This window comes from Amycolatopsis sp. NPDC059027 (assembly GCF_042739735.1).
Taxonomy (GTDB): Bacteria; Actinomycetota; Actinomycetes; order Mycobacteriales; family Pseudonocardiaceae; genus Amycolatopsis.
Map to the genome: position 1 here is coordinate 24,640 of NZ_JBHYIK010000070.1, position 25,239 is coordinate 49,878.

Genomic DNA, 25,239 nt, shown 5'->3' on the forward strand with positions numbered 1-25,239 from the left:
GTCAGGCTTTCAGCGCCTGCGGTTGCCGAACAGGCCCCGGGTGATCTCCTTGCCCAGCGAGTTGGCGGCGGACCGCAGGAACGACTTCACCGCGGGGTTGCTCAGTGTCTGCTCGATGAACCCCGGCTCGTCCTTCTTCGGTTCCGGCTCGGGAGCGGGTGGCGGCGCGTCCCGCGGTGCCTGGCCGTCCGCCTGCGGCGGCGCCACTTTGGCCTGAAGGATCTCGTAGGCCGACTCGCGATCGATCGTCTCCGCGTACTTGCCGTGCAGATCCGACGCCTGGACCGCGGCCGCGACGGCCTCGTCGCCGATCGAGCCCATCTTCGACCGCGGCGGCCGCAGGCGCGTCCACGCCACCGGCGTCGGCGCGCCCTGCTCGGACAGCACGGTCACGATCGCCTCGCCGATGCCCAGCGACGTCAGCGCCTTGTCCAGCTCGTAGTACTCGGTCTTCGGGTAGGTCTTGACCGTCCGGGAAAGCGCCTTCTGGTCGTCCGGGGTGAAGGCCCGCAGCGCGTGCTGGATCCGGGCACCCAGCTGCGAGAGGACGTTGTTCGGGATGTCCGTCGGCAGCTGCGTGCAGAAGAACACGCCGACACCCTTCGAGCGGATCAGCTTCACCGTCTGCTCGATCCGTTCCAGGAACGCCTTCGACGCGCCGTTGAACAGCAGATGTGCCTCGTCGAAGAAGAAGACGAGCTTCGGCTTGTCGAGGTCGCCCTCCTCCGGCAGTACCTCGAACAGCTCGGCCAGCAGCCACATCAGGAACGTCGAGAACAACGCGGGCTTCGACTGGAGGTTGTCCAGCTCCAGCAGCGTCACGACGCCTTTGCCGTCGGCCTGGCGCATCAGGTCGCGCACGTCCAGCTCCGGCTCGCCGAAGAAGTCCTCGCCGCCTTGAGCCTCCAGATTGGACAGTGCGCGCAGGATCACCCCTGCCGTCGCGGCCGACACCCCGCCGATGCCCTTGAGGTCCTCCTTGCCCTCGTCGCTCGTCAGATGCGTGATCACCGCGCGCAGGTCCTTGGTGTCCAGCAACGCCAGGCCCCGCTGGTCGGCCCAGTGGAAGATCAGCCCCAGCGTCGACTCCTGCGTTTCGTTCAGCCCCAGCACCTTCGCCAGCAGCACCGGCCCGAAACTCGTGATCGTCGCGCGGATCGGGGCGCCCTTCCCGCCCGTCCCCAGCGAGAGGAACTGCACCGGGAACCCGGTCGGCGCCCAGTCGTCCCCGAGCTCCTGGGCCCGCTTCGTGAGCTTGTCGTTCGCCTCACCCGGAGCCGCGAGGCCGGACAGGTCGCCCTTGACGTCCGCCAGCACCACCGGCACCCCGGCCGCCGACAGCTGCTCCGAGACCAGCTGCAACGTCTTCGTCTTCCCGGTCCCCGTCGCGCCCGCGACCAGGCCGTGCCGGTTCAACGTCGCCAGCGGCAGCCGCACCGCCGCGGCCGCCTCCGCCTGACCGTCGATGACCACCGCGCCCAGCTCGACCGCGGCGCCCTCACTGACATAGCCCTTCGCGATCTCGCTCGCGGGCCCCGACCCCTGCTCGACCACCACTGCTCCCGACTCTGTGTCCAAAACCACACGCACTTCGCTCGCGCAGAGCGTAACGCGCCGGATACGCAGGTGAGCCAGCTCGGCTCCCCGTGTCGGGTTAGGGTTTGCCGGTGACCGACCATCTAGTCTGGATCGACTGCGAGATGACGGGGCTCGACCTCGGCAAGGACGCGTTGATCGAAATCGCCGCTCTGGTGACCGACGCCGAGCTCAACGTCCTCGGCGAAGGCGTCGACATCGTCATCCACGCGGGCGAGGACAAACTCGACGGAATGCCCGAGATCGTCCGCGAGATGCACGCGCACTCCGGGCTCACCGAGGAAGTCCGCCGCTCCACCGTCAGCCTCGCCGAGGCCGAGCAGCGTGTTCTCGCCTACATCCGCGAGCACGTCCCCGAGCCCGGCACCGCACCGCTGGCAGGCAACTCCATCGCCACCGACCGCGGCTTCATCTCCCGCGACATGCCCGCCCTCGACGCGCACCTGCACTACCGCATGGTCGACGTCTCCTCGGTCAAGGAACTCGTCCGGCGCTGGTACCCCCGCGTCTACTACGCGAAGCCCGAGAAGGGCCTCGCGCACCGCGCGCTGGCCGACATCAAGGAATCCATCGGCGAGCTCGACTACTACCGCGCCGCCGCCTTCGTACCCCAGCCCGGCCCCAGCACCGAACAGGCCAAGGCCATGGCCGCCGAAGTGCAGGAACGCCACCCCGGCTGACCCCGCCCACCCCCGGAGAAAACCCCGCGCGAGGGCACGCTACGATTGCTCTCGCCGGTTGATCGCAAGAGAAACCTCGGCGATGGTGGGCGTAGCTCAGCTGGTAGAGCACCTGGTTGTGGTCCAGGAGGTCGCGGGTTCGAAACCCGTCGCTCACCCCATCACCCCAGCCTGTTCGGGCCGTTACCGGACCTCCCTTGGCTGGGGTTTCGCCATTTTTTCTGGGGGTCAGACCCCCAGACCCCCAGCCGGGGGTGTCCCCCGGACCCCCATCCCGTGTGGGGGCGTTTCGTTCGTCTGTTGCGTTGCGTTGTTTGGTTGCCCTGCCACCTGCCGTTGATGGTCACCCTTGCGCGAGGGCCGACGGGCAGCGCCCGTCGACCCCCTTGGCGGGTTAGCTGGTGGGGGTTTTCCATTGGTCCCAGGGGAGTTGCCAGTAGGACCAGCCGTCGGTGGGTTCCAGGGCGGGGCCGCCGGAGTTCTGGACGGTGATGAGGTCGCCGGGGTTCGAGAGGTCCATCAGCCACTTGGTGTTCTCGGTCGAGAGGTTGATGCAGCCGTGGCTCACGTTGCGCTTGCCCTGATCGCCCACCGACCACGGGGCCGAGTGGTAGAAAATGCCGCTGTAGGACATGCGGATCGCGTACTGGACATAGGTCTTGTAGCCGCCGGGACTGTCCGCCGGGACGCCGTAGGTGCCCGAGTCCATGGTGAAGCCGACATGCTCGCTCATCACCGTGTAGGTACCGGCCGGCGTCGTGTGCCCCGGCTTGCCCAGCGAGACCGGGACCGTCTTCACCTCCTTGTCGTTCACCGAGACCGTCATCTGGTGCGTCTGCCCGTCCGCCACCGCGACCACCTTGTCGCCGATCTTGACGCCGAGCTGCTTGTCCTCCTGGCCGTAGGTGCCCTTGCCGAGGTCCTTGCCGTAGATCGCGGCGTTCACCGAGACCTTCGTCCCGCTCTTCCAGTACTCCTTCGGCCGCCAGACCAGCTGCTTGTCGCCGAACCAGCGGAACGCGCCCTCCGTCGCGGGCTCGGCCGTGACCTTGATCGCACGCTCCGCCGCGGCCCGATCCGGCACGTTCCCGGTGAAGGTGAAGATCACCGGCATCCCGACGCCGACCGTGTCGCCGTCCTGCACATTCACCGACACCGCGATCTGCCGCGCCGGCTTCGCCGTGGTGAACGACTGCTGCGAGGTGACCGGCTTCCCGTCCGTCCCCGTCGCCGCCACCGCGAGCGTGTACTTCTTGCCGTACCCCAGCGGCTCGGCGGACTCCCAGCCCGACCCGTCCGGCTTGGGCTTGCCCGCGACCTGCCTGCCGTCGGCCCCGGTCAGCTTGACCTCGCCGACCTTGCCGTCCGTCACCGCGACCGTGACCGGCTCACCCGGGGCGACGCCGTTCGCGCCGTCCGCCGGCGTGACGCTCACCGAAGCGGGTTTCAGCACCGGCGGCGCGCTACTCGGCGCCGCCACCTTCGACGCCGCGGGTTCACCCGAAGGCGTCGCGCTGCACGCCGCCGTGAACCCGATCACCCCCACCGCAACCAGTCCCAGCACCCGCCGCCGCACCATCACACCCCGCCCGTTTCGCCGCCGATGTCCCGCTACAGTCTGCCTGACCGGGCACAACTTGGGGCCAAGATCGGGTAACTCCTCCCAAGTGACCCCCCGCGAAAACCCCCTCCGGGGCCGTGCTAATCTTTTCCACGTCGCCGAGGGAAACCGAAGCGAAGAGGTACCAAGCGCCATTAGCTCAATTGGCAGAGCAGCTGGCTCTTAACCAGCGGGTTCGGGGTTCGAGTCCCTGATGGCGCACTCTTTGGCCTGGTCACAGGCTTGCGGCGGGTCGCGCGGTGATCTTGCTCCACCTTTACTCCACTCTTTGCGGGGTGAAGCACACGGAGTACCCGCGCCACCTCCGGCGAGGCGGACTTACGCCCGACGTAAGTATCTGTGGTCATCGACACCCGAGAGTGCCCAAGCAAGTCACTCGCTTCCCGAGCAGGCAAAGCGTCGGTCACGAGGGTGGCGACGGTGCGACGGAACGTACGCGGCGTGAACCAGTCCGCAATCTTGTGCCGCTCTCGGAACGCGCGCCAGTCACGACGCATGTTACTAGCCTCCCGTAGCGTCCCTAGCGAGTTCGGGAACACCCACCCGGTCAACTCCTCCGGCTTCACCCCCTGCATGGCTGCCACCCGCTCACGGCGGTCAAGAAGCATATCCACAAGCCAGTCAGTCAGCGGGATACTTCGGTCAGCCGCATCGGTCTTGCCTCCGTTGATCTTCTTACCATCCGCCTTCGTGCGAACCATGTTGCCGCCAAACCATGCCACCTTCGACTCAAAGTCGATCAGCTCCCAGCGAACCGCCAAGGTCTCACCCGTGCGGTTTCCGGTGCCCCCGAAGTAGCGCATGATGTCCGGCAAATCTTGACGTACCGCCACCTCATCAGCATCCACCTTCGCGAAGATGGCTAGAACTTCATCAGTGGTGAGCGCCCTCGGCTTCTTCTTACTCTTCCGCTCTTCAATCTTCCGAACATCACGCACCGGGTTAGTCTTGAGCGCACCATGCCGAACCGCCAGACCACAGAAACCCGAGATCACAGCACGACAAGTTCGCGTAGTGCTTGCCGAATACTTCCCGTTGATATCCTGCAAAATCCGATCAACCCGACCCGTGGTCATCTCAACAATGCTCAAGCCTTCAACACGGGGTTTGAGATGTTTTTCCCAGCGGTTTTCAAAAGTATCCAGCGACGTTCCACTACGACGGCCAGATTCGACGAGTTCTTGAAACTCCGCAAACCATAATTTGGCTACGTCGGGCACCCTGCTACTCACTTTAAGGACACCCGAGCTAATTTGACGGTCCAGCAAGGCTTCCTTGAGCTTATTTTCCGCCTTAGCCTTAGACGGAGCCCAACGAGCGACTTGACGAACAACCCCGTCGGTATCCCGAAACTTGCACAGAGCGCGCCAGTTGCAGCCCTGCTTCTTAGTCTTGATGTTGCCGTAAGTCCCCACAGGCAACGGCGGCCTTCCCATTACCCTTGCCTCCAATCAACATCAACAGGGAGAGATTCAAACCAGCCGACCACTTCAGACCTCTTGTACCGAAGATGCCTACCCACGCGCCTAGCTTTGGGGCCATAGTTACGCGTTCGCCAGTCGTACAACGTCTTCACCGGCACACCCAAATAGTCGGCCACGTCAGTGACAGACCAGAGCCGTTCATAACCGGTCATGGTGCACGCCTTGCGTCGTCTTCCCTGTCTGCAATAAAACGTTGCCAGAGTTTTTTGTACGATTCCACGAGATTCACAGCGGTTTTTAGGTCCAGGTCGAGAGCATCGACGAGCGCAAGAAACACATCGGGAGTCGGCGTCTGGTACGGCCTGTCTTCCGTACGCATGACGGTGGATGGGGCAAGACCGGTATGTTTCGCAACCTGACGCACCGATAACCCGCGCTCGGTGCGACTGCTGGCAACGTACGCGCCGAAGGATTCCCACTTTTGACTCATCGCCTCTTCCTTTCATAGCTGACAAGCATCCCAGAGATGTTGCACGCTTGCAACACTCTTAGGCTATTCGGTCGGTTAGCACGCTAACCGGCTCACTAGGGCAACGTCTCCACTAGCCTTGCTCACCTGAGCTTGGTTGGATGCCGAGTAGGGTCATGAGTTCGGTGGTGGGGACGCGGTAGCTGGCTCCGGTTTTGATCACGCGGCAGGGGAAGGTTCCGGCTTTGGCCATCGCGTAGGCGGTGTTGCGTCCGATGCCGAGCGCCTGCCCGGCTGTGACGATGTCCACGATGGCGGGTAGGGCTTGGATTTGGGCGAAGGTGAGTGAGGTTTTCATCGTTCCTCCGGGGTGTCTGGTTGCCGGGTTTGGCGGGGTTTCGGCTGGGTTGGCGGGTTGGGCTGCTAGGCGCTAGATGCCTGGTCAGTGGGCCTTGAGGCTGCTAGCGGTGCTGCTAGGTCTAGCGGGGCTGGGTGCTGGGTGTCCTCCTGTCTGCTAGGCGGCTGGGCGGTGGTTTCGGCGGGCTAGGGCTGTGTCTACCTCGGTGCGGAGCAGGCCGCGCCGGTTGGTCTCGCGACCGGTTGCTGGGTCGGTTTTGGAGGTTTGGTGGCTGGTGCTGATCCCGTAGGGCTTGAGCGCGGCGGTGAGTTGGGTTTGGGTCCAGTCCGCGTACACGTCGGGGCGTAGTTCGACCAGGCGAGTAAGGATGACTTCTCCCCACTCTTTGTGTTGTCCTGTGGGAAAAACCGCTCGAACATCCTCTAGCAGGGTGGAGCGTGCCGGACTGGTTTTTGTTGTGCTGGCAAGGTCTTGCCCAGCGGCGTAGCCGGTGATCGTCCCGTGTTTTTCCCTGAGCGCGCGTGCTCGGGCCACGATGGCATCGGCTTGGATTGTGTCGGTGTAGACGGTGCGCATAATGTGCGGTTCGTCGTCGCCGATGAAGTAGCAGAGTCCTTTGTCGTTTTTGGTGAAACTCGTTGCCCGGATACCAGAGCCGTAAGCGCCGCTCTGCAAAATCGCGTCGTTTTCGTTGTGGCGCTGGACTTTGAAGCACGCCCGAACTACGGCGTTGGTGCTGATACCGGACGGAACACTCTCGGGGTCGGGTCGTTGGGTGGCTAGCATGGCGATGATGCCCAAGGCTGGGCCGCGCCTCATGAGGTCTTCGCAGATTTCCGCGAGTTCTTGCCCGTAGGTCTTGTGCTTAAACAACATGTGGCATTCGTCGATGCCGACGACGACGGGATGCAAACCCAGGGATCGATTGGAAGCTAGCGCGGACGTAATTTTGGCTTCTGGGCACAAATCTCGGGGAAGATCACGCACCACTGTGGACCGGCGCGCCATGTCCTGGTGCAAAGCTCGCAACGACTCTAGACAATATTCGATATCGGTTTCGTCGTAGCCGCACCGGTAGCGGTGCGCCACCGGTGCGAGAGGTTCGTGGTCTCCCGCTCCACGGAGGTCGAAAACGTGTAACTCGACCCGAAAATCCAACGCGGCAATCAGGAGCAGGCAGCGCAGGAAGACAGATTTCCCCATGCGCGGCAACGCGCCGATCAACACCGACGCAAAAATGAGCGTGGCGTAGATCCAGCGCCCGCGCTGATCGGTGCCCACGGGCACGGGGGCGAAAATATCGACAGTGCCCGACTTTGCCAGCGGCCACACCGGTTGTGGACTGGTGGCCATGTCGTGATCACTGACATACAACACCAGCCGTCCAGGGTGGACGGTGGCGTCGTTTTCGGGCCAGACACAGCCCAACGGCCTGCCCAATGCGGCGGCGAGTTTGTCGCGTCGTTGGGCGACTTCGGCAGCGGTCACCCCTGCCGGTAGATCGACGTCGGCACGCCAGCCAGGACCATCACGCGTGATCGGTGCCGGAAAGTGAATCTCGTCGGTCTTGATCCCAGACACCCCGATCACGGTCAGAGCGCGTACCACCGCGTTGCTGGTGAGTTTCCGAATCCGGGCAGGGGTGACGGCGTGCCCAACGATCGGATTATCCTTACCAGTACTGAAATATCCGAACACACCCGAAACCAGCGCCGCAAACGCCGGAACTGTCCACCCCGGACTAACAGCGATAATCACCAGCGCTACCGCCGCAGTGAGCCCACCGAGCACACTGGTTGCCGTGAGCCGGGTACGGACGCGCCTATCTCGCTGCTTGCACAGTTTCAAGTACTCCTCTGCTTTTTTGGTGTCAGCTGCGGCGAGGCGCACGGGATGACCCTCCCAATCGAACACCCACCGCGCAAGGAACTTCGCGAACCGGAGCGCCCCGGAGGGTCCACGGCAGACAAACCGAAGCGCATACCACGGGGCACGGATCAGATGAAAACCGACGGTGTGAGCATAGAACCCAACGACCACAACAAAAGCAGTGCGAAAGTCCTTCCAGGACAGTAACCAACCGGGCCAGATCGGCCGGCGACCGCGGGACCGCACACGGTCCACAAACGACCCGGTGTCGTCCGGTGTGGACGGTGGATCCGCCGGCACCGGGGCCGCGGCATCTTCCTCCACAATGGTCTCAGTGCCCTCGTCGGGCTCCTCGGGCTGGTCGGTTTCGGTGGCGTGCACGGGGTTTCACCTCCCTTCGCTGCGTCTGGTGTGGTCTGGGGTGTGGTGGACAGTCCACGCGGGACCGTCCACCACACCCAGACTTTCTCCTATCTGGCTAGGTGTCTTTTGGCTTGCGTGGCCAAGGAATAACCCCACCATCACGAGGCGGCCGGTTATCCGGTGGCCTGGTGTCGGGCTTGTTCCGGTTCGCGCGTTGCCGGGTGAACCACAGGACCACGCTCACGTGGTCGTTGGTCACTACAGCGGTGCCACGCAACCAAAAACGCCGCACATGCTTACCCATCGGGACAGTCCCTTCTAGAAGTCGGCTGTGATCTTGTGGGCCTCGTACCGGGCGGTAGAGGCAAGATCCCGCGCGATCTGGGATTGCGCCGGTTCGGCCACAATGGACAGCAGGTCGCATACTTCTGCCTTGTAGAGCTGAAAATTCGCGCGCTGCTCTACCGTCGCGTCAGCGGGTGGGATGTCGGCGAGCATGGCGCGAGCCATGTCGATGATGGCGTTGGCTACCCTGTCAATCATTGGTTCTTCTCCTGTTCATAGTGGACACACCACGACACGAACTGTCACAGCGTGGTGTTTCTGGGATATTTCGGGAACTTCTCGCACGGCTCGGGAAAGACTTGTTGCCGTGCAAGCGAACCCGCTAGATGTTCGCGGGCCGCTCTTCCGGTGTAACCCTGGGAGGCGCGGAAGTCTGCCGGATCACGGCGGATTCGCTCGCCTGGAGCACGCCTAGTGGGCCACCCCAGCGACACCACGCGGCCAACTAGCCGAAGCCAGTTTTCGCCTACACGGCACCGGATATCGGAGGAATCCCGCCGCAACACTCATAGTCGCCTGGTTCTGTCATCGGGTCCACCTCCTCACCTCGTGCTACCGGCTGGTGCTGTCTAGACCAGTGTGAACACGATCAGCACGAACGCGCCCTAGGACAAACCGGTGATCTTCCGGAGCGGCGTAAGAGGTGTTTACTCGCGCTCCGTAGCCGCAACATGCAGGATGCGAACGCAAAAATTGGGCCAGACCTATCGGCTGATAGGTCTGGCCCACGGTGGAGGAAAGTTAGCGCGGCTAGGTTTGTGGGGTTCCGGCGCGCAGCGCGTGCACCTCGCGGACAACTTGCCGGGCATCCCCGTTGCGCGGATACAAGCCAGCGGCTTGTTCGATCCACTGTAGACGGTCGGTCAGGCGTCGCGAGTGAATCGCTTGTACTTGCGGGATCACGCGTTGAGCGGCCGTCAAACCTGTATCAAGCGACCCCGTGCGGAGTAGATTTGCTGCGATAGCAACAGAATCCGAGGCCCGTGAGCGCGCGTCTGATTCTGGTCGGGCGTCGCGGGAACGGGTCGCGGCCTCGATGGCGCGGTCTGCGTAAGTCCGGTCATGCGATGCCAAAGAGTTGTAGGCCATGCCCGTCATGCCGTCTATTTCGGACTGTCCCATGAACGCTAGCCAGGCGGGTGGGGTTTTCTTGTCGTGCCCCATTTCTTCGCTAGCACGGTCTAGCTCCCGGCGCACCTGGTCGGGTCGGTTGAGTTCGGCGTCGGCCCATGCTTGGTTGGCGGCCATCAGCGCGGCCGCTCGGGGTGATTGGGCTTCCGCGGCGTTGACCTGTCCTAATTGGAATAATTTCAAACTGCCGTCGAAGTCCTTGCTGTGCAGGAAAATACGGCCGAGCTGCCAGCAAATTTTCGAGGCCATCTCATGGTTTCCGGCGTCTTTGGCTACCGCGAGCCCGTAGGCGAGGTAGGCGCGGGCGTCGGCACGATGGCCAACATCGAAACTTGCCCATCCCGCGAGGGAGTGCAAATCAGCTACCGCGACCGCTACCCGCTGTCGTATGTCGTCGGCAGCGTCGGCGGTCAGCAAGCCGCGCGCGAACGGCAAATGACCCGACACCGCTCCGGCGACCGCGCCGCCGCCCAGCTCATCATCCTGTGCCCGCCAAAAGCTGATGGCTTGCTCTAGGCCGCGTACGTCTACCTCACCGATCCGACCCGCTGCGGGAGCCGCGCTAGCCGGGGCTACCTGCGCCAACTCAGCAGCCGACACCCCAACCACAGCGGCCTTCGCCGTGAACGCAAAGAATGCCCTTCGTTTCACGTCGTCGCCTCCTTCGTCATCCCAGCACCAGGAAGCCACACCAGCACCGCCGCCAGCAAGGGCGCTCCCGCCGTTGGTGCGGTCGGTGTAGGCCAGGCCCATATAGCCGCGTGGGATGCCCAGGGCATCAGCGATACGCGCCAGCAACTCATACGAGATGACGCGGCGACCAGACTTCATGATCTCGCTGATCTCAGGCTGGCCCTGCCCGGTCAACGCGCTAATGCGCCGCTGGCTGATGCCGTGCCTCTTGAGCAGCCGATACACCCGCTGAATGTCCCGGACCGCGAGCGCTGCGCGCATCGCTTCGCCCTCCCACACCTGCGGGTCAGGACGGCCCCCCGCGCTCCTCGCGCTCATGATCAAGCCCTCTGGCAGCTCCGACAACAGCCCACCCACCGTAGACGGAGATCAACCCAGAGTGAAGCCAGTGGCCAAGGTGACTAGCCCGGCATATCTGCCGGACAGAATTTTCGCTGCTCCGTGTGAGTTAACGCCCCAGGTCACCGCGCCTAGCCAACCGCCAACAGGGCGGCCAGGCCGACACGCCCCCGTCTGGGGCATCCGGCCAGCAGATACCGACCAGCGGAATCAACGCCACCTCTCGCCCAGGGCAGCGCTCTGCCGGGACAGTTCACCGCAGAGGGACCGGACCCCGACCCGGCCCCTCTACCAGCCACCCAGGCCGCACCGGAGCTGCCCGAGCGCGGACACGCCCGGTACGGCCTGGCACATCGGGGTGGCTGGCAACCGGTGTCCCCGGAGCAGCGCGCGCCTAGCTCTGTCTCTCGGCTAGCGCAGCAGCGCCCATAAGGGGTTCCCGCGCCGGTCAGCCAGCCACCCCGCTACCAGTCAGAACAACGGCGAGAGGGGACACGGGCCAGTGCTGCCGCACCATCCCCACCTGAACCCGCTGATCACCCTCATGATTATCGGCGGACCATTCGCCGCCTACGGCACGCTCCTAGCCATCCGCCGATACCTACACAACCACCAAAAACCCCGGTTTGTCATACGCAAACACGAGACAAGCCACCAAAAAACCAAACCCCAGCACCAACAACCCAGCGACACCAACGAATTACCACCCGGCTGGCACTGGCCGTACAAAGACCACGATGACAACCCGCCAGAAGGCTAGCGGGATTTTTGTTTGTGAGCACACAAAAAAGAGCCGCACACGGTCGGGGGCGTGCGCGGCTCGCTGGGGCGGGGTCTTTCTCTAGTCGTCGTCGGGTGGTGGCTTGTCCATAATCTTGCCTGCTTCAATCTCTTTGGAGAGTAGCCGGGCGAGCCCTTCACGGGTAAAGACCAGTTCTCCGTAAGAGGAAGAACGAATTCCGCCCCCAACCAGCACGCTTGCAAAATCCTCGCCCGGCCGCGCGACCACTTCTAACGGCGTGTCGTCATAGACCGTAATCGCCGCTATGAGGCCCACTTTGTCAGTAAACATCACGATCCCCGTTCCGGGCGGTGACAAGGCGTCGCACCTTCGCAATTTCCGCAGATAGCACCCGATGCAATTTAATGGCAGCCTTTGGCGTTAACAGCACAAGATAATGATCTGACATAAACGACTTTTGGTACTCGCCAAGAAAAACCTCAACATATCCCAACTGCTCGTTAGCTTTCCTCGGGAAAACCTCGCACCAGATCAGAGCATCGCCATAAACCTTAAACGGAACAGCATCCGCCGCCAGGGCCGACTTCTTCACTTCAGTCAGTGGGCTAGGATTTTGAATCACAACAGTCCTCCCCCTTCTTCTTGTCTCGCACGCATCATGTCTTCAAGAGTTCTTGCTTCCGCCGCTTGCCTTTCGGCGTAAACTAGGGCGCGTCGTTTGTTTATTTGTGCCCTTCGAGCAATTCGCCTGTATACATCTTCGGCAAACTTACGGAATTTAATCCACTCACCCAAATCTGCGCCTCCAACTGGCTCATGACGGGCAATAAAAGATCTCGCTTCCCGCAGATCATGAGGAATCCGGTTATCTGCCATATGAAAGCTCACGATCAGCTTCACAAAGCATTAGAGACATGGCGACGACTGCACCATGCGTCATCGTCAAGCAAAAAGTGCCAAGTATCCCAAAACTTCCAGTTGCATAGACGTCAACAAACGAACCGCTATCGCGAAGCCGATACTCGAGCGCGGTGCTCTCGTCAACCCAGAACCACGGTTTATGGGTATAACCTTCTCTCACAAGCAACCCCGAATCTTTCTTGCGCAAATTTATTTGGAACCCAATATGCGAAGTGATTTATTGGTTAGGGTCGATATTGGGTCCAAATATTAGGTTTCGCAATAAACCTTTCGGGTGATTCTGAGTGGTGCAAGTTGCACTATAAAATTTCACTGAGTCGAGTTAACGGAACGGAGAATTTAGGTTGGCTAGCTCGGGGGCACTTAGGAGATTCGGCGGAGAACTGAAGCGGTTTCGAGAAGAAGCCGGATACAAACAGACAGAGTTAGGTGCGGCTGTGAACCGGAGCCAAGCCACCATTAACTCCTGGGAGCAAGGGCGAACTAAACCCAGCCTTAACGATCTCGACGTTCTGGTAACAGTCCTTGAGCTGTCACCTAAAGAGATAGCGCACCTCAAAAAACTCAGGGCGGATGCAGCAGGCGCAAGCCCGTGGGCGACCTACGGCATTGGTGAGTCGTTGCGACCTTTTGTCTCACTTGAGGACGAAGCGACACGGGTAACAACCTGTCAGCAAGTACTCATGCCGGGACTACTGCAAGTTGCAGACTACGTACGAGCCCTTCACGCAGGATTTCCGCCGGTAGAAATTGAAACGCAAGTTAAGGTGAGGCTACGACGCCAGAGACGTTTAAGCGGGTTCAATCCCCTGAAACTTCATGCGGTCATTGCCGAATCAGTGCTAGAGCAAGACGTAGGCGGCCCGAATGTTTCCTTAAGGCAGCTTGACAGTCTCGTAACCCTTGCTCAGCGCGAAAATATTACGTTGCAGGTTGTACCAAAGTCCCGCATAGCGCATCTAGCTTTGGCGGGCTCGTTCGCGATGCTTCATTTTGCCGACAGCAAAATTGATCCACCAGTGGCATTTTTCGATACTCCACTAGGAGGAAACATGGCGACCAGCCAACGTGATGTCGAGTTCCTGGCCGGGCGATTCATTGACGTCGCCGACATGGCGGCCACTCCAGAAGAAACATTCAAATTCTTAGAGAAGGCTTTGAGTAGATTCAAGAAAGAAGCATCTTAGATGAGTACTGGCCAAAGGTTGATCTGGCGGAAATCCAGCCGGTCCGCACCCGCGCAAGAATGCGTAGAACTCGCACTCGGCCCACACTGCGTATACATACGAGACAGCAAAAACCCCACCGGGGGAACCTTGCAAATTTCCTACCCAGCAATGAAAAGCTTCCTGCGCACTCTCAAAAAAGAACAGATTTAGATCAATTATCCAGCGGGAACAATATAATTCCAATGCCGCTCAGCTCAGCCAACACAGCGGCACGCCAACCTCTCGGCGTGCCGCTTCTCTTATACCCGAGGCGTTTACGCCAAATCTCCCGCAAGTCTTCGATCCACTTTTACTCCACTTAATCGCTCAGAGATAGCCGGAACTACCCCTAATCGATCAGCGTTCACAATTGCTAACTTCCCAGCTCACCGGACACTTTCGGGGCCTTCCGGTTCGTCTCGGAAGAGTGGATCTTGAAACAGCGGGTTCGGGGTTCGAGTCCCTGATGGCGCACCCCTAGACTCCAGGTCATCGGATTTGATGACCTGGAGTTTTGTGCTTTCCGGAAGACTTTCTTCCGCTTGTGGACTGTCCACTGTGGTCTCCTGCGAGCCCGAGACGAGCCCGAGGCTGCTGGTGGACTGCAGCGACCGCCGCGGGATGTTCGCCGCGAACTTCCGCGCCGCGTCGGTACATATTCCGGCTCACCGTCCGCGTCTTCCGCTTCAGAAAGTCGTCGACCTCCGCGTCCATCAACGGATGTTCGAGGGTGGTCGCTCCGGCGCGGACGAGACGGCGCACGTCCTCGATCTCGGGCAGCGGCTGCTTGTCCGAGATCACTCGCGCGAGCAAGTCCCCGATCTTGCGCAACGTCTCGTCATCACCGACCTCAGCGACCCCGAGCAAGTCCCGAACCTGCCCCACCCCCGCCTGCGCGTCCGCGGCGCTCTCGTACCCACCACGGCGACGTGGACGACGCCGACCGCCGCTGTCCGCGGGCAGCTTCCAATACCGTCTGGTGACCGTCGAGGGCGCCAGGTTCGCGCCCCTCGCGAATCGGGCGATGCGCGGGCCGGTCATCAGGTGGCCACCATTTCCCGTATCCGGGCGTTCCATGGACATCCGCATCTGCCGTTGTGGGGACGTTCGCCAACGGCGTGGCGCTGTCATTGGTGACGCTCGCTTCAGAATGAGCTTCAGTTGTTGTCGATCTTGGTGTTCCCTTGCCGGTCTTGCTGGGCAGGCCGGCTTTTTCAGCACGTTTGGTCAGCCAGGGGTGGCGACTCCAACTCCGCCTGTACCCGAAGGATCACTACAGACCCGGCGAACACCATCACACCGGATGTCGGTCTCGTTCGACATCAGCATCGAGGGGCCGTACCGGGTGTCGATGGGCGTCGACGCCGGGAGGTAACGGCAAAGCACCAGCTGTGGCTTATATAAGTCAGGTCTGGTATGTTTCTGGTTCGTGCACGCGTTCGACGTTCTCGGCGACCCGGTGCGCCGGCGCATTCTGGAGCTGCTCGCCGACGGTGAGCGGACCTCTGGGGCGATCACGGACGTGATCCGGACCGAGTTCGCACTGTCCCAGCCGGCTGTCTCCCAGCATCTTCGCGTTCTGCGTGAGAACGGGTTCGCGTCGGTCCGGGCTGCGGGGGCTCGCCGGTTCTATGCCGTCGACCCGAAGCCGCTCAGCGAGGTTGACGTGTGGTTGGACCGGTTTCGCGGGTTCTGGGATCAGCGGCTCGACGCCCTGGGCACCGAGCTGGCCCGAGGCACGCATGCATCCCGGTCCCGGGGCCGGCCAGCCCCGGGACGGCACCGGCGTCGGCGAGGCCGATCCGCCCATGAAAGGAACATGACATGAAGGACGTACTGGACGAACTGGCCGCCGCGCGCCGGGCGATGGGAACAGCGGCCTTGCCCGCCGGCGACGCTTACACGATCGAGTTGCGGCGTCGCTACGACGCGCCGGTCGACGACGTGTGGAACGCCGTCACCGACCCTGAGCGGCTGGGCCGTTGGTTGAAGTCGATCACCGGGGACCTTCGGCTGGGCGGGTCGTTCGAACTGGACGGCGGTGAGCACGGGGAGATCCTCCGGTGCGAGCCGCCGCGGCTGCTGCGGGTGTCCTGGCTCTTCGGACCGGACGCCGACGAGTGGCCGGGTACGAGCGAGGTCGAGGTGCGGCTGTCCCCGGGCCCTGCCGGGGATACCGAGCTTGAACTGGTCCATGCCGTGGCCGTCGGGGAGCCCATGTTCCCGACCTACGGCCCCGGTGCCGGCGGTGTGGGCTGGGACCTGCATCTGTTCACCCTGGCCCGGTTCCTGGCCGACGGCCAGACCCTCGATCACGAGGAGTTCCGGACCTCGCCCGAGGGGCGCGAGTTCGCGCGGCGCAGCGCCGCGGCATGGGGCGAAGCTCACCTGGCCGCCGGCGGCGATCCGGATCACGTGGCGGCCGCGGTCGAGGCCACCACCGCGTTCTACGCCCCCGGAAGGAACGCTTGATGAAGTACACCACCTCGATCGAGATCGCCCTGCCGCGGGAGAAGGTGCTCCAGCTGCTCGCCGACCCGGCGCACCTGCCGAAGTGGCTGCGGGGCTTGGTACTGCACGAGCCGGTAAACGGTGTGCACGGCGAGCTCGGCACCACCTCGCGAGTCGTGTTTCAAAGGGGGAAGCAGAGGATGGAGGCCACCGAGACCATCACGCGGCTGGAACCTGAAGACCTGCACGCCATCCCCAGTTCCGTCGTCGTGCACTACGACCGCGAGATCGTCGGCGAGGGCATGTGGCAGGCGCAGCGCGACCGGCTCATCGGAGCCGGTCCGGACACCACGCTGTGGGAGAGCGAGAGCGAGTTCCGGTTCGACGGATTGCTGATGCGGCTGGTGGGGCTTGTGATGCCTGGCTCTTTCCGCAGGCAGTCGCGGCAGCACATGGAGGACTTCAAAGCGTTCGCCGAGCACGGGACGGACGTCCGCCAAGGGACGAACTGACCTGCCATTGACCACCCACCTCACGCGTCGACCTGTACGCCGCGATCCGACGCGACGCCAAGGCGGGGTTGTCCACGCGCGCTCCGCAGCGCAAGCACAATGGTGTTGCTGTTGGCCGCGCGGGCTTCCAGGTAGGCCGACCAGTCCCGTTGGAGGGTCTTGGTCCAGGTGACGGCTGTGCCGATGTGCAGTCCGAGGAGCTCGGCGAGAACTGGAGCTGGGAGGTCGGCCGGGAACAGCAGACCTTGGGCTGCCGGGTTGGCCGAGGGCGGGGCGGCCAGTCGTTGATCACGTAGCTCTCGACCCAGAACTGCTCGTGCCGGTCGCGATCCGCGGGGGCTTGTTCCAGTACACCGAAGACTGTGTGCCGGGCCTGCTCGGGCAAGTGCGGCCAGGTCGTGACACAGACGAACGCGAGGTTGGCCAGCCGCAGACTCGTCGCCACGGGCCCGCCGGTCACGAATTCGCCGACCGCGGGGTCGTCGGTTGTCGCGTCTGTCCGGGCACCTCCCGCGATACGGTGCCAATACCGCAGCTCCGCTTCGTCCGCGGCGGCGAACCGCGGGTCGCTCGAGCAGGTCGGGCAGCCACGGCGGTTCGGCGAACCGCCACGGCGGCCTCGGCGATTCCGGCGGCGGACTCGGCGGCGGTGGCGGAGTCGTTCGCGGCGTACTGTGCCTGCGCCGCGAGGGTGGTGGCGGTGTTGGCCGCCGTGCGGGCGTGGATGGCTTCGGCCTGCCCACGCGGCGGCGCTGGCCTTATGGCGATGGTGTGCGCGAGCCCGGCGACGCCTGCGGGCTGGGTCGTGAAGAACCGCAGCTACCGATCCCGTTCGCAGAGCCCGCGATGCAGCACCGACACCGCGTCCGCTTCGCACAACTCCCGCACGGTGACCACCGTGCCGTCGGCGAGCAGCGCGCTGGTGCCGGTGTTCATCGGACCGCGGTGTGCTCAGCGCGGCAGTCCACTTCGGACACTCCGGGCACAGTGCGCGCCAATGCGGTGATCACCGCTCGTTCCGCCTCGTCGGCGAAGGTGCCCGACACCGTGACCGCACCACCCACGACCTCGACCGACCAGCGGCCGCGGTGTCCCGAATAGTCGGTCAGCAGAGCACGCAACTGCGCGGCGATGGCGTCGTCGTGGCGGACCAGCGGCTGGAGGAGATCCCGCCTGCTGATCACGCCGACCACGACGCCGTCGGCCACCACCGGCAGGCAGCGAAGCCGGTCGGCCAGCATCCGGCGGCCGATCTCGGTCACCCTGGTCTCCGGGGAGACGACCTCGACCGGCGAGGTCATCACGTCGCCGACCGTGACGGCCACGCGCTCCTGCCGCCGCGCCCCGCGCAACGCGTCGTATTCGGTGAACAGACCCACCACCCGGTTTTGCTCGTCCACGACCGGAAGCCCGGCGAATCCGTGCTGGACGAGCAGCGCCACGGCCTCACGTACCGGGGTGCCGGGTTCCGTGGTGACGGCCGGGCTGCTCATGATCTCCCGGGCCCGCATCACAGCACCGGCCCCGGGACATACGACGCCGCCGAGCCGAGCAAGCGCTCCAGCACGTCCACCTTCGACGTCACTCCGTCCGGTAGGACTACGACCGGGCAGCACGCGTGCCGCAGGCAGGCCGCGCACACGGAACCCACCAGCAGGTGCCGCAGCTTCCTTGTACCGTGACCGCCGAGCACGAGCATGGCCGCGTCCACGGACCTCGCCACCAGCATGTCCGCCGCGTCACCGTCCGGAGCCTCGTAGGTCACCTCGACACCCGGGTCGTCACCGAGCACCGTCGCGACGAACTCCTTGAGTTTGGCCAGATGCGCTTCGCGCGCGTCGTCCTGTATCCGGGCGATCGACGCGTCGTCGAGCATCGGGTCGTAGAGCCAGGCGGTGACCGCGTGCAGTTCGGCGCCCCTGGCGTCAGCCTCCGCCCGCGCCCAGCGCAGGGCGGCCGCCGACGCCGCTGACCCGTCTACTCCCACAACGATCCGGCTGCTCGCTTTGTCCTCTGTCATTGTCCTGTCCCTTCAGCGGTTTTCCCGACGTTTCTGGTCCCGGCGCCACTCCGATTGCCAGCGGGCGTACCGGCCCCTGTCCAAGGCCCAGCGGCTGACCGCGTACACCGCCGCCAGCAGCGCCCACGTGACCGCGAGCAGTCCCATGCCGGCGGCGGCGCCGTTGACGCCCGCGCCCACTACCGACAGCGGTGGGTCCACCGGGTTGCCGTTCCGGTCGAGCCAGATCGGGACCCGCGCGCCGGTCACGGTGCCTTGGATGGCGTCGATCCGGCCGCGCCGCAGGGTGCCGTCCGGCAGCGTCCACATCGCGGCGGTCGGGGCTTTCTCCGCCACTGCCCCGGCCCGGCCCGCGGCCTCGGCGACCGGGCCGTCGGCCAGCAGCGTCGCTTCGGCCGGAAGCCGCTCGGCGAGTTGCTGGACGGACACCGCGCGCGAACGGGCGTAGACCACCGACCCGGCCGCCGCGGCGAGCGGCACCGCGGCCAGTCCGAGCACGACCGCGCCCACCAGGATCACGGCCTCGATCCGGTCGGATCGCCGGGCGAGGCCGCCTCGGCGCGGACAGAGCCAATGCCACCACCGGGTGACCATGGGCATGGTGGTCATCACGAGCTCCTTTCGGCTCGTTCGGTGTCTTCATCGGTGACCACCACGTCGTGGACCGGACGGCGGCCGGTCCACGACGCGGCCGAGTAGCCGTAGCCCAGGCGCAGCACGGTGTGCGGACGGCCGAGCGGACGGAACAGCTCGGTGATCCGGCCTCGGGTCGAGGCCACCTCGAACGGCTGGGACAAAAACGATGCCGCCACCCGCACCGAGGTCGCGGTCAACAGAACCCGCTGCATCGCCAGGCCCGCACGGACCTCCGCCGCGGGACCCGAGTCCGGGGTGAGCACCACCGCGAGCAACGGCTGCTGCTCGTACGCGCGCGCACCGGCAGATCCGGATCGAGATGGGATTCCCGCAACGCCACCACACCGTCGTGGTCCGGCGGCGGAGCCGCGGCCGCCAGCGGCACCCCGTCCGGGCTGGCGGCGTCACGGCGCGTCCACCGTGCGGTTTCCGCACGGAACGCGTCGTCGCCTGCCTGCAGGAACTCCGCGCGCCGCACGAGCGCGGTCAGACCCGCGTACTCGGCGTCCACGAAATGGAGGCTGGCGGCCTCACGGCTCGCGGCGCGGGCGAGCGTGGCCTGAATGCCCGCCGAGACCGTCCGATCGAGGAACGGCCGACGGTGGGTGTGCCTGCGGAACACCGCGTCGGCGAGCGTCTGGTCCTCAACGGAGACACGATGCTTCCCCTCGTGGGTCACCACCGCCAGCAGATCCGGCTCAGCGGCGTCGGGCAGCAGCTCGACCAGCGGCTCGAAACCCTGACACCGCAAGGAGACAACGAGATTCAACAGCGCCGCACCACAAGACAGCCTGGCTTCGCGCGCCTCCGGGTCGGCCACGGTCAGCACGCGGTCACGGTCCAGCCGGACCTCAACCCGGTCGCGGTCGAGCGCGAACCGCCACGGCTGGGTGTTGTGCGGCGACGGAGCCCGGACCGCGGCCGCGAGCGCCTGATCGACCACAATGGACAGTGCGCGTGTCATCATCGCTCCCGGGCTTGTCTTCTCCTACCCGTTCAGCTTCGCCGCTCACCGCGTGGTCCCGATGCGGCCGCCGGTCATCGGCGCACGGGACGTTGGTCCCGGCCCGTCAGGCACCAAAGGCGCATCAGGACGACCGTCCGCCGGGCTCCTCAGCGGACAGGGTCGTGTTTCGCGGCACGACCCGGACCCACTTCACCCCGGGGACGATCTCCGCGATCGCCTGCACCATCTGTGGTTCGGAGCCGTCACGGAATTCCCCGGTCACGGTGACCATCCCGCGATCGGCCTCCACATCCCACCGCCTGCCGTACCCGAAGTACCCGTCGAGCCGGTAACGCACCTGACGCACGAGCGCGCTGTCGTGATGCACCAACGCCCGCGCCACATCCCGGCGCGCGACGATACCCAGCACCCGCCCCTCGTCCGAAACGACCGGCATGCTGCGGACACCATTGCGCAGCAGACGTTCGGGCAGCTCGGCGACACGGGTGTCCGGCGCGACGGTGACGACGTCACGAGTCATCAGATCGGCGACCAGAGCCCCCGGTTTCGCTGCGTCTTCGGTCATGAGGTCGGTCTCGCTCACCAGCCCCGCCAGGATCCCGTTCTCGAGCACCGGCATCGCCGCGATCCCACGACTGGTAAGCACTACCGCCGCCTCCGTCACCGGCGCGTCCGGCGTGACACACGTGACGGGCGTGCTCATGATCTCCTCGGTCAACATCGGCTTCACCTACTTCTCGATGGTACTGTGCCGCTCGTTACCAATCCGGCCACAGCCACGGCGGAAACGGGTCTCTGCAAGCGAATCGGCTGCGGCCCGTGTCCGCCTACTTCTGGCCGGATTAGTAAAGCCACATTCGCGCACACTGGGGCCCTGCGCAGGATGCGGAAGACACCGAAACCCAGGACCAAAGACCACGAGAGTCTTCCCCCAGGCTTCGGACCCGTCCGGGCAAAGCGCTCACGGGCGGGCTGCCGGGTACTCCGGGTCGGTGAGTGGCCGTCGCCGGGGCTCCGGGATCGCGATCGACACGAACAGTTCCACGAAACCGGGTAGTGCGAGTTCACCAGCCAGCGACGCCCGTGTCTTCGGGTAACGGAAGGGGGCGATCACGAAGTCGCCGACCGCACCGAGCTCCGCCGCGGCCAGCAGCAGATACTGGGCGGCCTGCCCGGCCCGGATCAGATCGGACCGGCTCTCGAGGCCGACCGCGATCGCGAAACAGCCACCGGGATGCTCGCGATGATCCGCGAGACGGTATCGCTCACCGATCCGGGCGTGGGCATCGCTCTCCCGCACCGCACGCACTCGGACTCCGGTACCGGACAGTCGTGGCCGCAGCTGCTCCACCAGTGTCCGCGCCAATCGCCGTGTGTCCACATCGGACCGCGATCGATGTCCGAAGACGGCGCGGTACCCGGCTCGGTCCCGTGTGGACGGTGTGGTGCGTGTCCCGGCGGTGATCCGGGCGATCCGGTCCGGGGCCTCCGGAGCCGATCCGATCACGGTCACCGGAACCCAGCCCAGCACGCGCACCGCCACCTCGAGGTTCGCCAGCACCGCGCCGCAGTGGATCAGGCGGGCCCGCCCCGCGCGGTCGTCGCCCGGTACCCGGAAACCGGTCCGCTCGAAGACGTCGACGGCGCCGTCGTGGATCTGCACCACCCAGCCACCGCTGAGCCTCCGTGGCGGTGCCTCGCGAGCCGCGCCGACGAGAACACTCTGCTCGTCGTGTGACCATTCGTGCGAACGCGCCGAGGGTTGCACAGTCTGGGTGAGCGTCATGGGATCCTCCTGGCCGCGCGTCCAGTGTTCGCCGCCCCCCGGCCTCGATCCAGTGGCCTCCGACCCCGCGCGCGAGGACCTTCGGCCATGGTCGGCCGGGTGCCCGCACGCCGACACTTCCGGCACAGCCCACGAGATTCCGGGACCGAGGAGCCACACCATGACACAGCAGAAGGACCACCGGCTGATCATCATCGGCTTGGACGGCTCCCCCGCCGGCGACGCCGCACTCCGCTGGGCACTCGGCCAAGCCCGGTCCGACGACCGGCTCGAGGCGCTGTACGTCGCTCCGCGAGATTCACTTCTTCCCGGAACGTCACTGGCGTTGCAACCGCACGGCAGGCGGCCGGTCCGCCCGCCGATCTCCGCCGAACGGATCGACGCCGTACGAGCCGAGTTCGCCGACGCCGCACCCGTGAAGGATCGCATCGTGCACGGTGACGCAGCGAGCGAACTGGTCGCGGCGTCGGCCACCGCGGACCTGCTCGTGGTGGGCGCGCGCCGCACCACCGCACTCGGGCAGCTGGTCCTCGGCAGCGTCGCCGGGCACTGCGTCGGGCACGCGCAGTGTCCCGTCGTCGTGATCACCCCCGAAGCGGCACGGCGGATCCCCTTGGGGAGCGAGGCAAGCGAGGACGAGGCGACGGGCTTGTGAAGAGTTAACCGGAGAACTCGACCCACGATCTCAATCAAGCTGATTTCGGATCAGTGCCTCGCGAAACCCATCGACGTCCGGGCTGAGTTTACGTTTCACATGCGCCGGAATGACTATGGCACAGAAGGGTACGGTCACTGCGCGGCCACTGGTCAAGAGCTTCTTCAGACAGGCCACGCCGGGAGGCGTTGCGGCGAGGTGGATCCCTAGAACACCGGGCGCTTGAGTGCGCGCCGGGACCGCGCTCCCCAGAAAGAACCTCTGCTGCGCCTTCATACGCTCATCCGGAAACGCAGAAAATACCCGGAATATCGATTTTTCGCTTGCCGACTTGGCCAACGCTTGCTCGTAAGTCGCAGACAGGGGACTTGCCGCACTCCCCCAAGTGTTGTTCGTTTACCCATGCTCAAAAGTTTAATACCACTCCGTACCGGTTACATCGGCGGCGAACAAAACCCCCTTACTCTGCCGCACTTGACCGCTGGCGTCGGGCCGGTGTTCTTCGGTCGCGAACCAGAGCGCCGTCACGGGGTCGGATGTCACATCGACCAGCCGAGCGGGAACACCGTGGTGTTGCACGGACGCGAGGAGAGGCAGCCGATCGGGTGCGCGAGCTCGCCGGTGGCCCGGTCGACTTCGTATTCGACGCTCCGCCGCCGTATGCGGGAGCCATCCCCGAACTCATCGCCATCACCGGGGACCCGCACCGCGTCATGACGAGCAGCAACCATGACGAGGCGAGGCGACTCGGCGCGCGGGTCAGCCTCGACCACGCCACCGATCCGGTACCAGCCGCCACGTTCCTGCCCGAATACGCCGCGCTCGCAGCCGACGGCGTGTTCACTATCCCGATCGCGCGCACCTACCCGCTCGGTGACTGGCGGTCCGCCGTCGAACTCGGCATGTCCGGCCACCCCCGCGGCAAGCTCGTCCTGCTCCCCGAACAGAACACCCGCTAACGCCGCATATCGGCCGTTCGGAACGCGGGCTCGCGCGGTGGTCGCCCCTGTCGTGATAAGCGATGGGATGAACCACCGTTCGGGAGGCCTATTTGGTCCTCCCGAACGGCGCAGACGGCTCCAGCTCTGTGACCCGCGAAACAGGTCAATGCGAATGCCTGCCGACGGCGACCGGGACAGGCGGCCCGTGCTGGATCGACTCCACTGGCGCTGTTACGTCGTTCCGGCGCAGTTGGTGAAGGTCGGTCTGGTCCGTGCGCTGTAGATGCTCGCGCCACCGGTGGAATCGCTCTTGAGCGGCACGGTGATGGTGTCGTCGGCGGTCCAGGGGAAGCCTTGGGTGTCGAACGTCCATGTACCGGTGACCTTGGTCGCCAGCTCCGACAACGTGACCCACCCATACTGGCGAGGGGGCACGCTCACCTGCAGGCTGTTGCCCAACGTCTGCTTGAGGTCCAGCGTGGTACTCCCATGGATCTCGGCGGTAACCATGAGCTGGAGGTTGACGACACCGGCGTTGCCACCAGCGGAAAAGCTTCCCGACAGGATGAATCCAATCGTGTTCGTCCAGCCTGTTTCGGTGGTCAGGGAGAATGTCCACGGGATCGTTTGGGAAGTGTCGTTGAACCACACCGGCGAGACGCACGCCTCCGGCATGGCGAAGGGTGTCGTTTGGTTGGCCGTGGTCCACGAGCAGGTCGAAGTGTCCTTGCCGCACCGCGCGGCGGCGTAGTCCACAGCGGTGTTCCAGGCCGTCTTGTATGCCTCGGCGGGCAGCGTCCACTGTTGGTACGGTGTGCCGTCGCAGGTGTTGGAGTAGGCCCCGTTGTCGGTGCCAGGGGGGACCTGCGCGGTGAAGCAGGCGTTGTCGGTGACGTGGCGGATCATGAACGCCTTCTGCCCCGATCCGCTGACCGGCTGGAAGTACCACTGCTCGGTCGCGCGTCCGTCACAGGGCTGCAGCCGCAGCGCGTAGAGATTGCGGTCGGCGTCGACGCACTTGCCGATGGTGTCGTTGACGATGGCGAATCCCGCGCCGGGGTTCGCTCCGGTGTTGATGCGCCACGTGGTGGCGAACCCGGGTGCCGGGTTGGTGACCAGCGGCGTCTTGTCGTTGCGGGAACCGTTCTGGACGTCCAAAAGGTTGCCGTTGTTGAGGTTGGTAAAGGTCAACTTGATCAGCGCCATCGGCGATGCGTTCGTCTGAGGCGCCGCGGTCGCTGCGGCTGACGTGATCCCCACGGCCGCGCACAGCACCGCGATAACCACGGTTACCCTTCGCCACAGGGATCTCACGCGTCTCGCTTTTGTTGTTTTCACTGATTTAGTCCTTTCGTATGTAGAATTGTCGGCGCGGGGGGGTCGGGGGGTCGGGGGGGGGGTGTCGCGGCCCACGGCTTATTTCCAGCGGCTGCACCACTGGCAGTCCGGTTTCCCGCCGAAGTCGCGGATCCTCGTCAACGCCCGCGGCCGCCGGTTCATGGACGAGGACGC

The 25,239-nt window shown here is 64.6% G+C and carries 30 protein-coding genes, 2 tRNA genes and 1 pseudogene; 11 read left to right on the forward strand and 22 right to left on the reverse strand.

Annotation, left to right across the window (positions count from 1 at the left end):
* Positions 1 to 9: 9 nt before the first annotated feature.
* Positions 10 to 1,554, reverse strand: a complete 1,545-nt coding sequence (locus ACFWY9_RS35720; protein ID WP_378340949.1) for a helicase HerA-like domain-containing protein — start codon at positions 1,552 to 1,554, stop codon at positions 10 to 12.
* Between the two features lie 113 nt (positions 1,555 to 1,667).
* Between ACFWY9_RS35720 and orn the strand changes: the two genes are divergently transcribed.
* Complete coding sequence (gene orn, locus ACFWY9_RS35725; RefSeq protein WP_378330183.1) at positions 1,668 to 2,276, forward strand: oligoribonuclease; 609 nt, start codon at positions 1,668 to 1,670, stop codon at positions 2,274 to 2,276.
* An 85-nt stretch (positions 2,277 to 2,361) separates the two neighbouring features.
* Positions 2,362 to 2,437, forward strand: a tRNA-His gene (locus tag ACFWY9_RS35730).
* 233 nt (positions 2,438 to 2,670) lie between these two features.
* Here the strand turns inward: ACFWY9_RS35730 and ACFWY9_RS35735 are convergent.
* On the reverse strand, positions 2,671 to 3,855 hold the full coding sequence (locus tag ACFWY9_RS35735; RefSeq protein ID WP_378340950.1) for an Ig-like domain-containing protein: 1,185 nt from the start codon (positions 3,853 to 3,855) through the stop codon (positions 2,671 to 2,673).
* A 170-nt stretch (positions 3,856 to 4,025) separates the two neighbouring features.
* Between ACFWY9_RS35735 and ACFWY9_RS35740 the strand changes: the two genes are divergently transcribed.
* A tRNA-Lys gene (locus tag ACFWY9_RS35740) sits at positions 4,026 to 4,098 on the forward strand.
* A 137-nt stretch (positions 4,099 to 4,235) separates the two neighbouring features.
* On the opposite strand, the pseudogene xerC reads toward ACFWY9_RS35740, so the two are convergent.
* The 10 genes and pseudogenes from xerC to ACFWY9_RS35790 all read right to left on the reverse strand — a co-directional run.
* Positions 4,236 to 5,333: pseudogene (xerC, locus tag ACFWY9_RS35745) on the reverse strand (tyrosine recombinase XerC); the annotation flags it as partial.
* Positions 5,333 to 5,533: a helix-turn-helix transcriptional regulator gene (locus tag ACFWY9_RS35750; protein ID WP_378340951.1), complete on the reverse strand. Its 201-nt coding sequence runs from the start codon at positions 5,531 to 5,533 to the stop codon at positions 5,333 to 5,335. The gene ACFWY9_RS35750 and the pseudogene xerC, both read right to left, overlap by 1 nt.
* Positions 5,530 to 5,811, reverse strand: coding sequence for a helix-turn-helix domain-containing protein (locus tag ACFWY9_RS35755; protein ID WP_378340952.1), 282 nt, complete (start codon positions 5,809 to 5,811; stop codon positions 5,530 to 5,532). Before ACFWY9_RS35755 ends, ACFWY9_RS35750 begins: the two co-directional genes overlap by 4 nt.
* A 112-nt stretch (positions 5,812 to 5,923) precedes the next feature.
* The gene (locus ACFWY9_RS35760) at positions 5,924 to 6,148 is read right to left on the reverse strand and encodes a helix-turn-helix domain-containing protein (protein ID WP_378340953.1); all 225 of its coding nucleotides are present in this window, start codon (positions 6,146 to 6,148) and stop codon (positions 5,924 to 5,926) included.
* 156 nt (positions 6,149 to 6,304) lie between these two features.
* Positions 6,305 to 8,398, reverse strand: a complete 2,094-nt coding sequence (locus ACFWY9_RS35765; RefSeq protein WP_378340954.1) for a cell division protein FtsK — start codon at positions 8,396 to 8,398, stop codon at positions 6,305 to 6,307.
* Between the two features lie 300 nt (positions 8,399 to 8,698).
* Positions 8,699 to 8,923 (reverse strand): hypothetical protein, encoded by a 225-nt coding sequence (locus ACFWY9_RS35770; RefSeq protein ID WP_378340955.1) that lies wholly within the window; start codon positions 8,921 to 8,923, stop codon positions 8,699 to 8,701.
* Positions 8,924 to 9,475: 552 nt separating this feature from the next.
* Positions 9,476 to 10,810 (reverse strand): helix-turn-helix domain-containing protein, encoded by a 1,335-nt coding sequence (locus ACFWY9_RS35775; protein ID WP_378340956.1) that lies wholly within the window; start codon positions 10,808 to 10,810, stop codon positions 9,476 to 9,478.
* A 919-nt stretch (positions 10,811 to 11,729) separates the two neighbouring features.
* The gene (locus ACFWY9_RS35780) at positions 11,730 to 11,960 is read right to left on the reverse strand and encodes a hypothetical protein (protein ID WP_378340957.1); all 231 of its coding nucleotides are present in this window, start codon (positions 11,958 to 11,960) and stop codon (positions 11,730 to 11,732) included.
* Positions 11,950 to 12,222 (reverse strand): hypothetical protein, encoded by a 273-nt coding sequence (locus tag ACFWY9_RS35785; RefSeq protein ID WP_378340958.1) that lies wholly within the window; start codon positions 12,220 to 12,222, stop codon positions 11,950 to 11,952. The genes ACFWY9_RS35780 and ACFWY9_RS35785 overlap by 11 nt, the downstream gene beginning before the upstream one ends.
* A gap of 26 nt (positions 12,223 to 12,248) precedes the next feature.
* Complete coding sequence (locus ACFWY9_RS35790) at positions 12,249 to 12,530, reverse strand: hypothetical protein (protein ID WP_378340959.1); 282 nt, start codon at positions 12,528 to 12,530, stop codon at positions 12,249 to 12,251.
* Positions 12,531 to 12,895: 365 nt separating this feature from the next.
* On the opposite strand from ACFWY9_RS35790, the gene ACFWY9_RS35795 reads away from it, so the two are divergent.
* From ACFWY9_RS35795 to ACFWY9_RS35820, 6 genes are all read left to right on the forward strand, one after another.
* Positions 12,896 to 13,738, forward strand: a complete 843-nt coding sequence (locus tag ACFWY9_RS35795) for a Scr1 family TA system antitoxin-like transcriptional regulator (RefSeq protein ID WP_378340960.1) — start codon at positions 12,896 to 12,898, stop codon at positions 13,736 to 13,738.
* On the forward strand, positions 13,739 to 13,930 hold the full coding sequence (locus ACFWY9_RS35800; RefSeq protein ID WP_378340961.1) for a DUF397 domain-containing protein: 192 nt from the start codon (positions 13,739 to 13,741) through the stop codon (positions 13,928 to 13,930).
* A gap of 450 nt (positions 13,931 to 14,380) precedes the next feature.
* Positions 14,381 to 14,896, forward strand: coding sequence for a hypothetical protein (locus tag ACFWY9_RS35805; protein WP_378340962.1), 516 nt, complete (start codon positions 14,381 to 14,383; stop codon positions 14,894 to 14,896).
* A 292-nt stretch (positions 14,897 to 15,188) separates the two neighbouring features.
* On the forward strand, positions 15,189 to 15,587 hold the full coding sequence (locus ACFWY9_RS35810) for an ArsR/SmtB family transcription factor (protein WP_378340963.1): 399 nt from the start codon (positions 15,189 to 15,191) through the stop codon (positions 15,585 to 15,587).
* Complete coding sequence (locus tag ACFWY9_RS35815; protein ID WP_378331818.1) at positions 15,584 to 16,231, forward strand: SRPBCC family protein; 648 nt, start codon at positions 15,584 to 15,586, stop codon at positions 16,229 to 16,231. Before ACFWY9_RS35810 ends, ACFWY9_RS35815 begins: the two co-directional genes overlap by 4 nt.
* On the forward strand, positions 16,231 to 16,722 hold the full coding sequence (locus tag ACFWY9_RS35820) for an SRPBCC family protein (protein WP_378340964.1): 492 nt from the start codon (positions 16,231 to 16,233) through the stop codon (positions 16,720 to 16,722). Before ACFWY9_RS35815 ends, ACFWY9_RS35820 begins: the two co-directional genes overlap by 1 nt.
* Before the next feature lie 932 nt (positions 16,723 to 17,654).
* Here the strand turns inward: ACFWY9_RS35820 and ACFWY9_RS35825 are convergent.
* The 7 genes from ACFWY9_RS35825 to ACFWY9_RS35855 all read right to left on the reverse strand — a co-directional run bounded on the left by ACFWY9_RS35825 (position 17,655) and on the right by ACFWY9_RS35855 (position 22,131).
* A complete protein-coding gene (locus ACFWY9_RS35825) occupies positions 17,655 to 18,233 on the reverse strand; it encodes a CBS domain-containing protein (protein WP_378328405.1) in 579 nt (192 codons plus the stop codon).
* Positions 18,233 to 18,742: a universal stress protein gene (locus ACFWY9_RS35830; RefSeq protein ID WP_378328404.1), complete on the reverse strand. Its 510-nt coding sequence runs from the start codon at positions 18,740 to 18,742 to the stop codon at positions 18,233 to 18,235. Before ACFWY9_RS35830 ends, ACFWY9_RS35825 begins: the two co-directional genes overlap by 1 nt.
* Positions 18,743 to 18,754: 12 nt before the next feature.
* Positions 18,755 to 19,351, reverse strand: a complete 597-nt coding sequence (locus ACFWY9_RS35835) for a hypothetical protein (RefSeq protein WP_378340965.1) — start codon at positions 19,349 to 19,351, stop codon at positions 18,755 to 18,757.
* The gene (locus ACFWY9_RS35840; RefSeq protein ID WP_378340966.1) at positions 19,351 to 19,590 is read right to left on the reverse strand and encodes a hypothetical protein; all 240 of its coding nucleotides are present in this window, start codon (positions 19,588 to 19,590) and stop codon (positions 19,351 to 19,353) included. Before ACFWY9_RS35840 ends, ACFWY9_RS35835 begins: the two co-directional genes overlap by 1 nt.
* Positions 19,572 to 20,342: an Acg family FMN-binding oxidoreductase gene (locus tag ACFWY9_RS35845; protein WP_378340967.1), complete on the reverse strand. Its 771-nt coding sequence runs from the start codon at positions 20,340 to 20,342 to the stop codon at positions 19,572 to 19,574. Before ACFWY9_RS35845 ends, ACFWY9_RS35840 begins: the two co-directional genes overlap by 19 nt.
* Positions 20,343 to 20,466: 124 nt before the next feature.
* Entirely contained in the window at positions 20,467 to 21,048 is a 582-nt protein-coding gene (locus ACFWY9_RS35850) for an HPP family protein (protein ID WP_378340968.1), read from the reverse strand.
* A 258-nt stretch (positions 21,049 to 21,306) separates the two neighbouring features.
* Complete coding sequence (locus tag ACFWY9_RS35855) at positions 21,307 to 22,131, reverse strand: hypothetical protein (protein ID WP_378340969.1); 825 nt, start codon at positions 22,129 to 22,131, stop codon at positions 21,307 to 21,309.
* A 160-nt stretch (positions 22,132 to 22,291) separates the two neighbouring features.
* Here ACFWY9_RS35855 and ACFWY9_RS35860 point away from each other — a divergent pair, with 160 nt between their 5' ends.
* Positions 22,292 to 22,786, forward strand: coding sequence for a universal stress protein (locus tag ACFWY9_RS35860; protein ID WP_378328399.1), 495 nt, complete (start codon positions 22,292 to 22,294; stop codon positions 22,784 to 22,786).
* Positions 22,787 to 22,816: 30 nt separating this feature from the next.
* Here ACFWY9_RS35860 and ACFWY9_RS35865 read toward each other — a convergent pair whose 3' ends face one another.
* Together ACFWY9_RS35865 and ACFWY9_RS35870 are read right to left on the reverse strand one after the other, a co-directional pair.
* Positions 22,817 to 23,125 (reverse strand): hypothetical protein, encoded by a 309-nt coding sequence (locus ACFWY9_RS35865; RefSeq protein WP_378340970.1) that lies wholly within the window; start codon positions 23,123 to 23,125, stop codon positions 22,817 to 22,819.
* Between the two features lie 75 nt (positions 23,126 to 23,200).
* Positions 23,201 to 23,365 (reverse strand): FRG domain-containing protein, encoded by a 165-nt coding sequence (locus ACFWY9_RS35870; RefSeq protein WP_378340971.1) that lies wholly within the window; start codon positions 23,363 to 23,365, stop codon positions 23,201 to 23,203.
* Between the two features lie 26 nt (positions 23,366 to 23,391).
* Here ACFWY9_RS35870 and ACFWY9_RS35875 point away from each other — a divergent pair, with 26 nt between their 5' ends.
* Complete coding sequence (locus ACFWY9_RS35875) at positions 23,392 to 23,745, forward strand: zinc-binding dehydrogenase (protein ID WP_378340972.1); 354 nt, start codon at positions 23,392 to 23,394, stop codon at positions 23,743 to 23,745.
* A 213-nt stretch (positions 23,746 to 23,958) separates the two neighbouring features.
* On the opposite strand, the gene ACFWY9_RS35880 is transcribed toward ACFWY9_RS35875, so the two are convergent.
* Positions 23,959 to 25,041, reverse strand: coding sequence for a ricin-type beta-trefoil lectin domain protein (locus ACFWY9_RS35880; protein WP_378340973.1), 1,083 nt, complete (start codon positions 25,039 to 25,041; stop codon positions 23,959 to 23,961).
* Between the last annotated feature and the right edge of the window lie 198 nt (positions 25,042 to 25,239).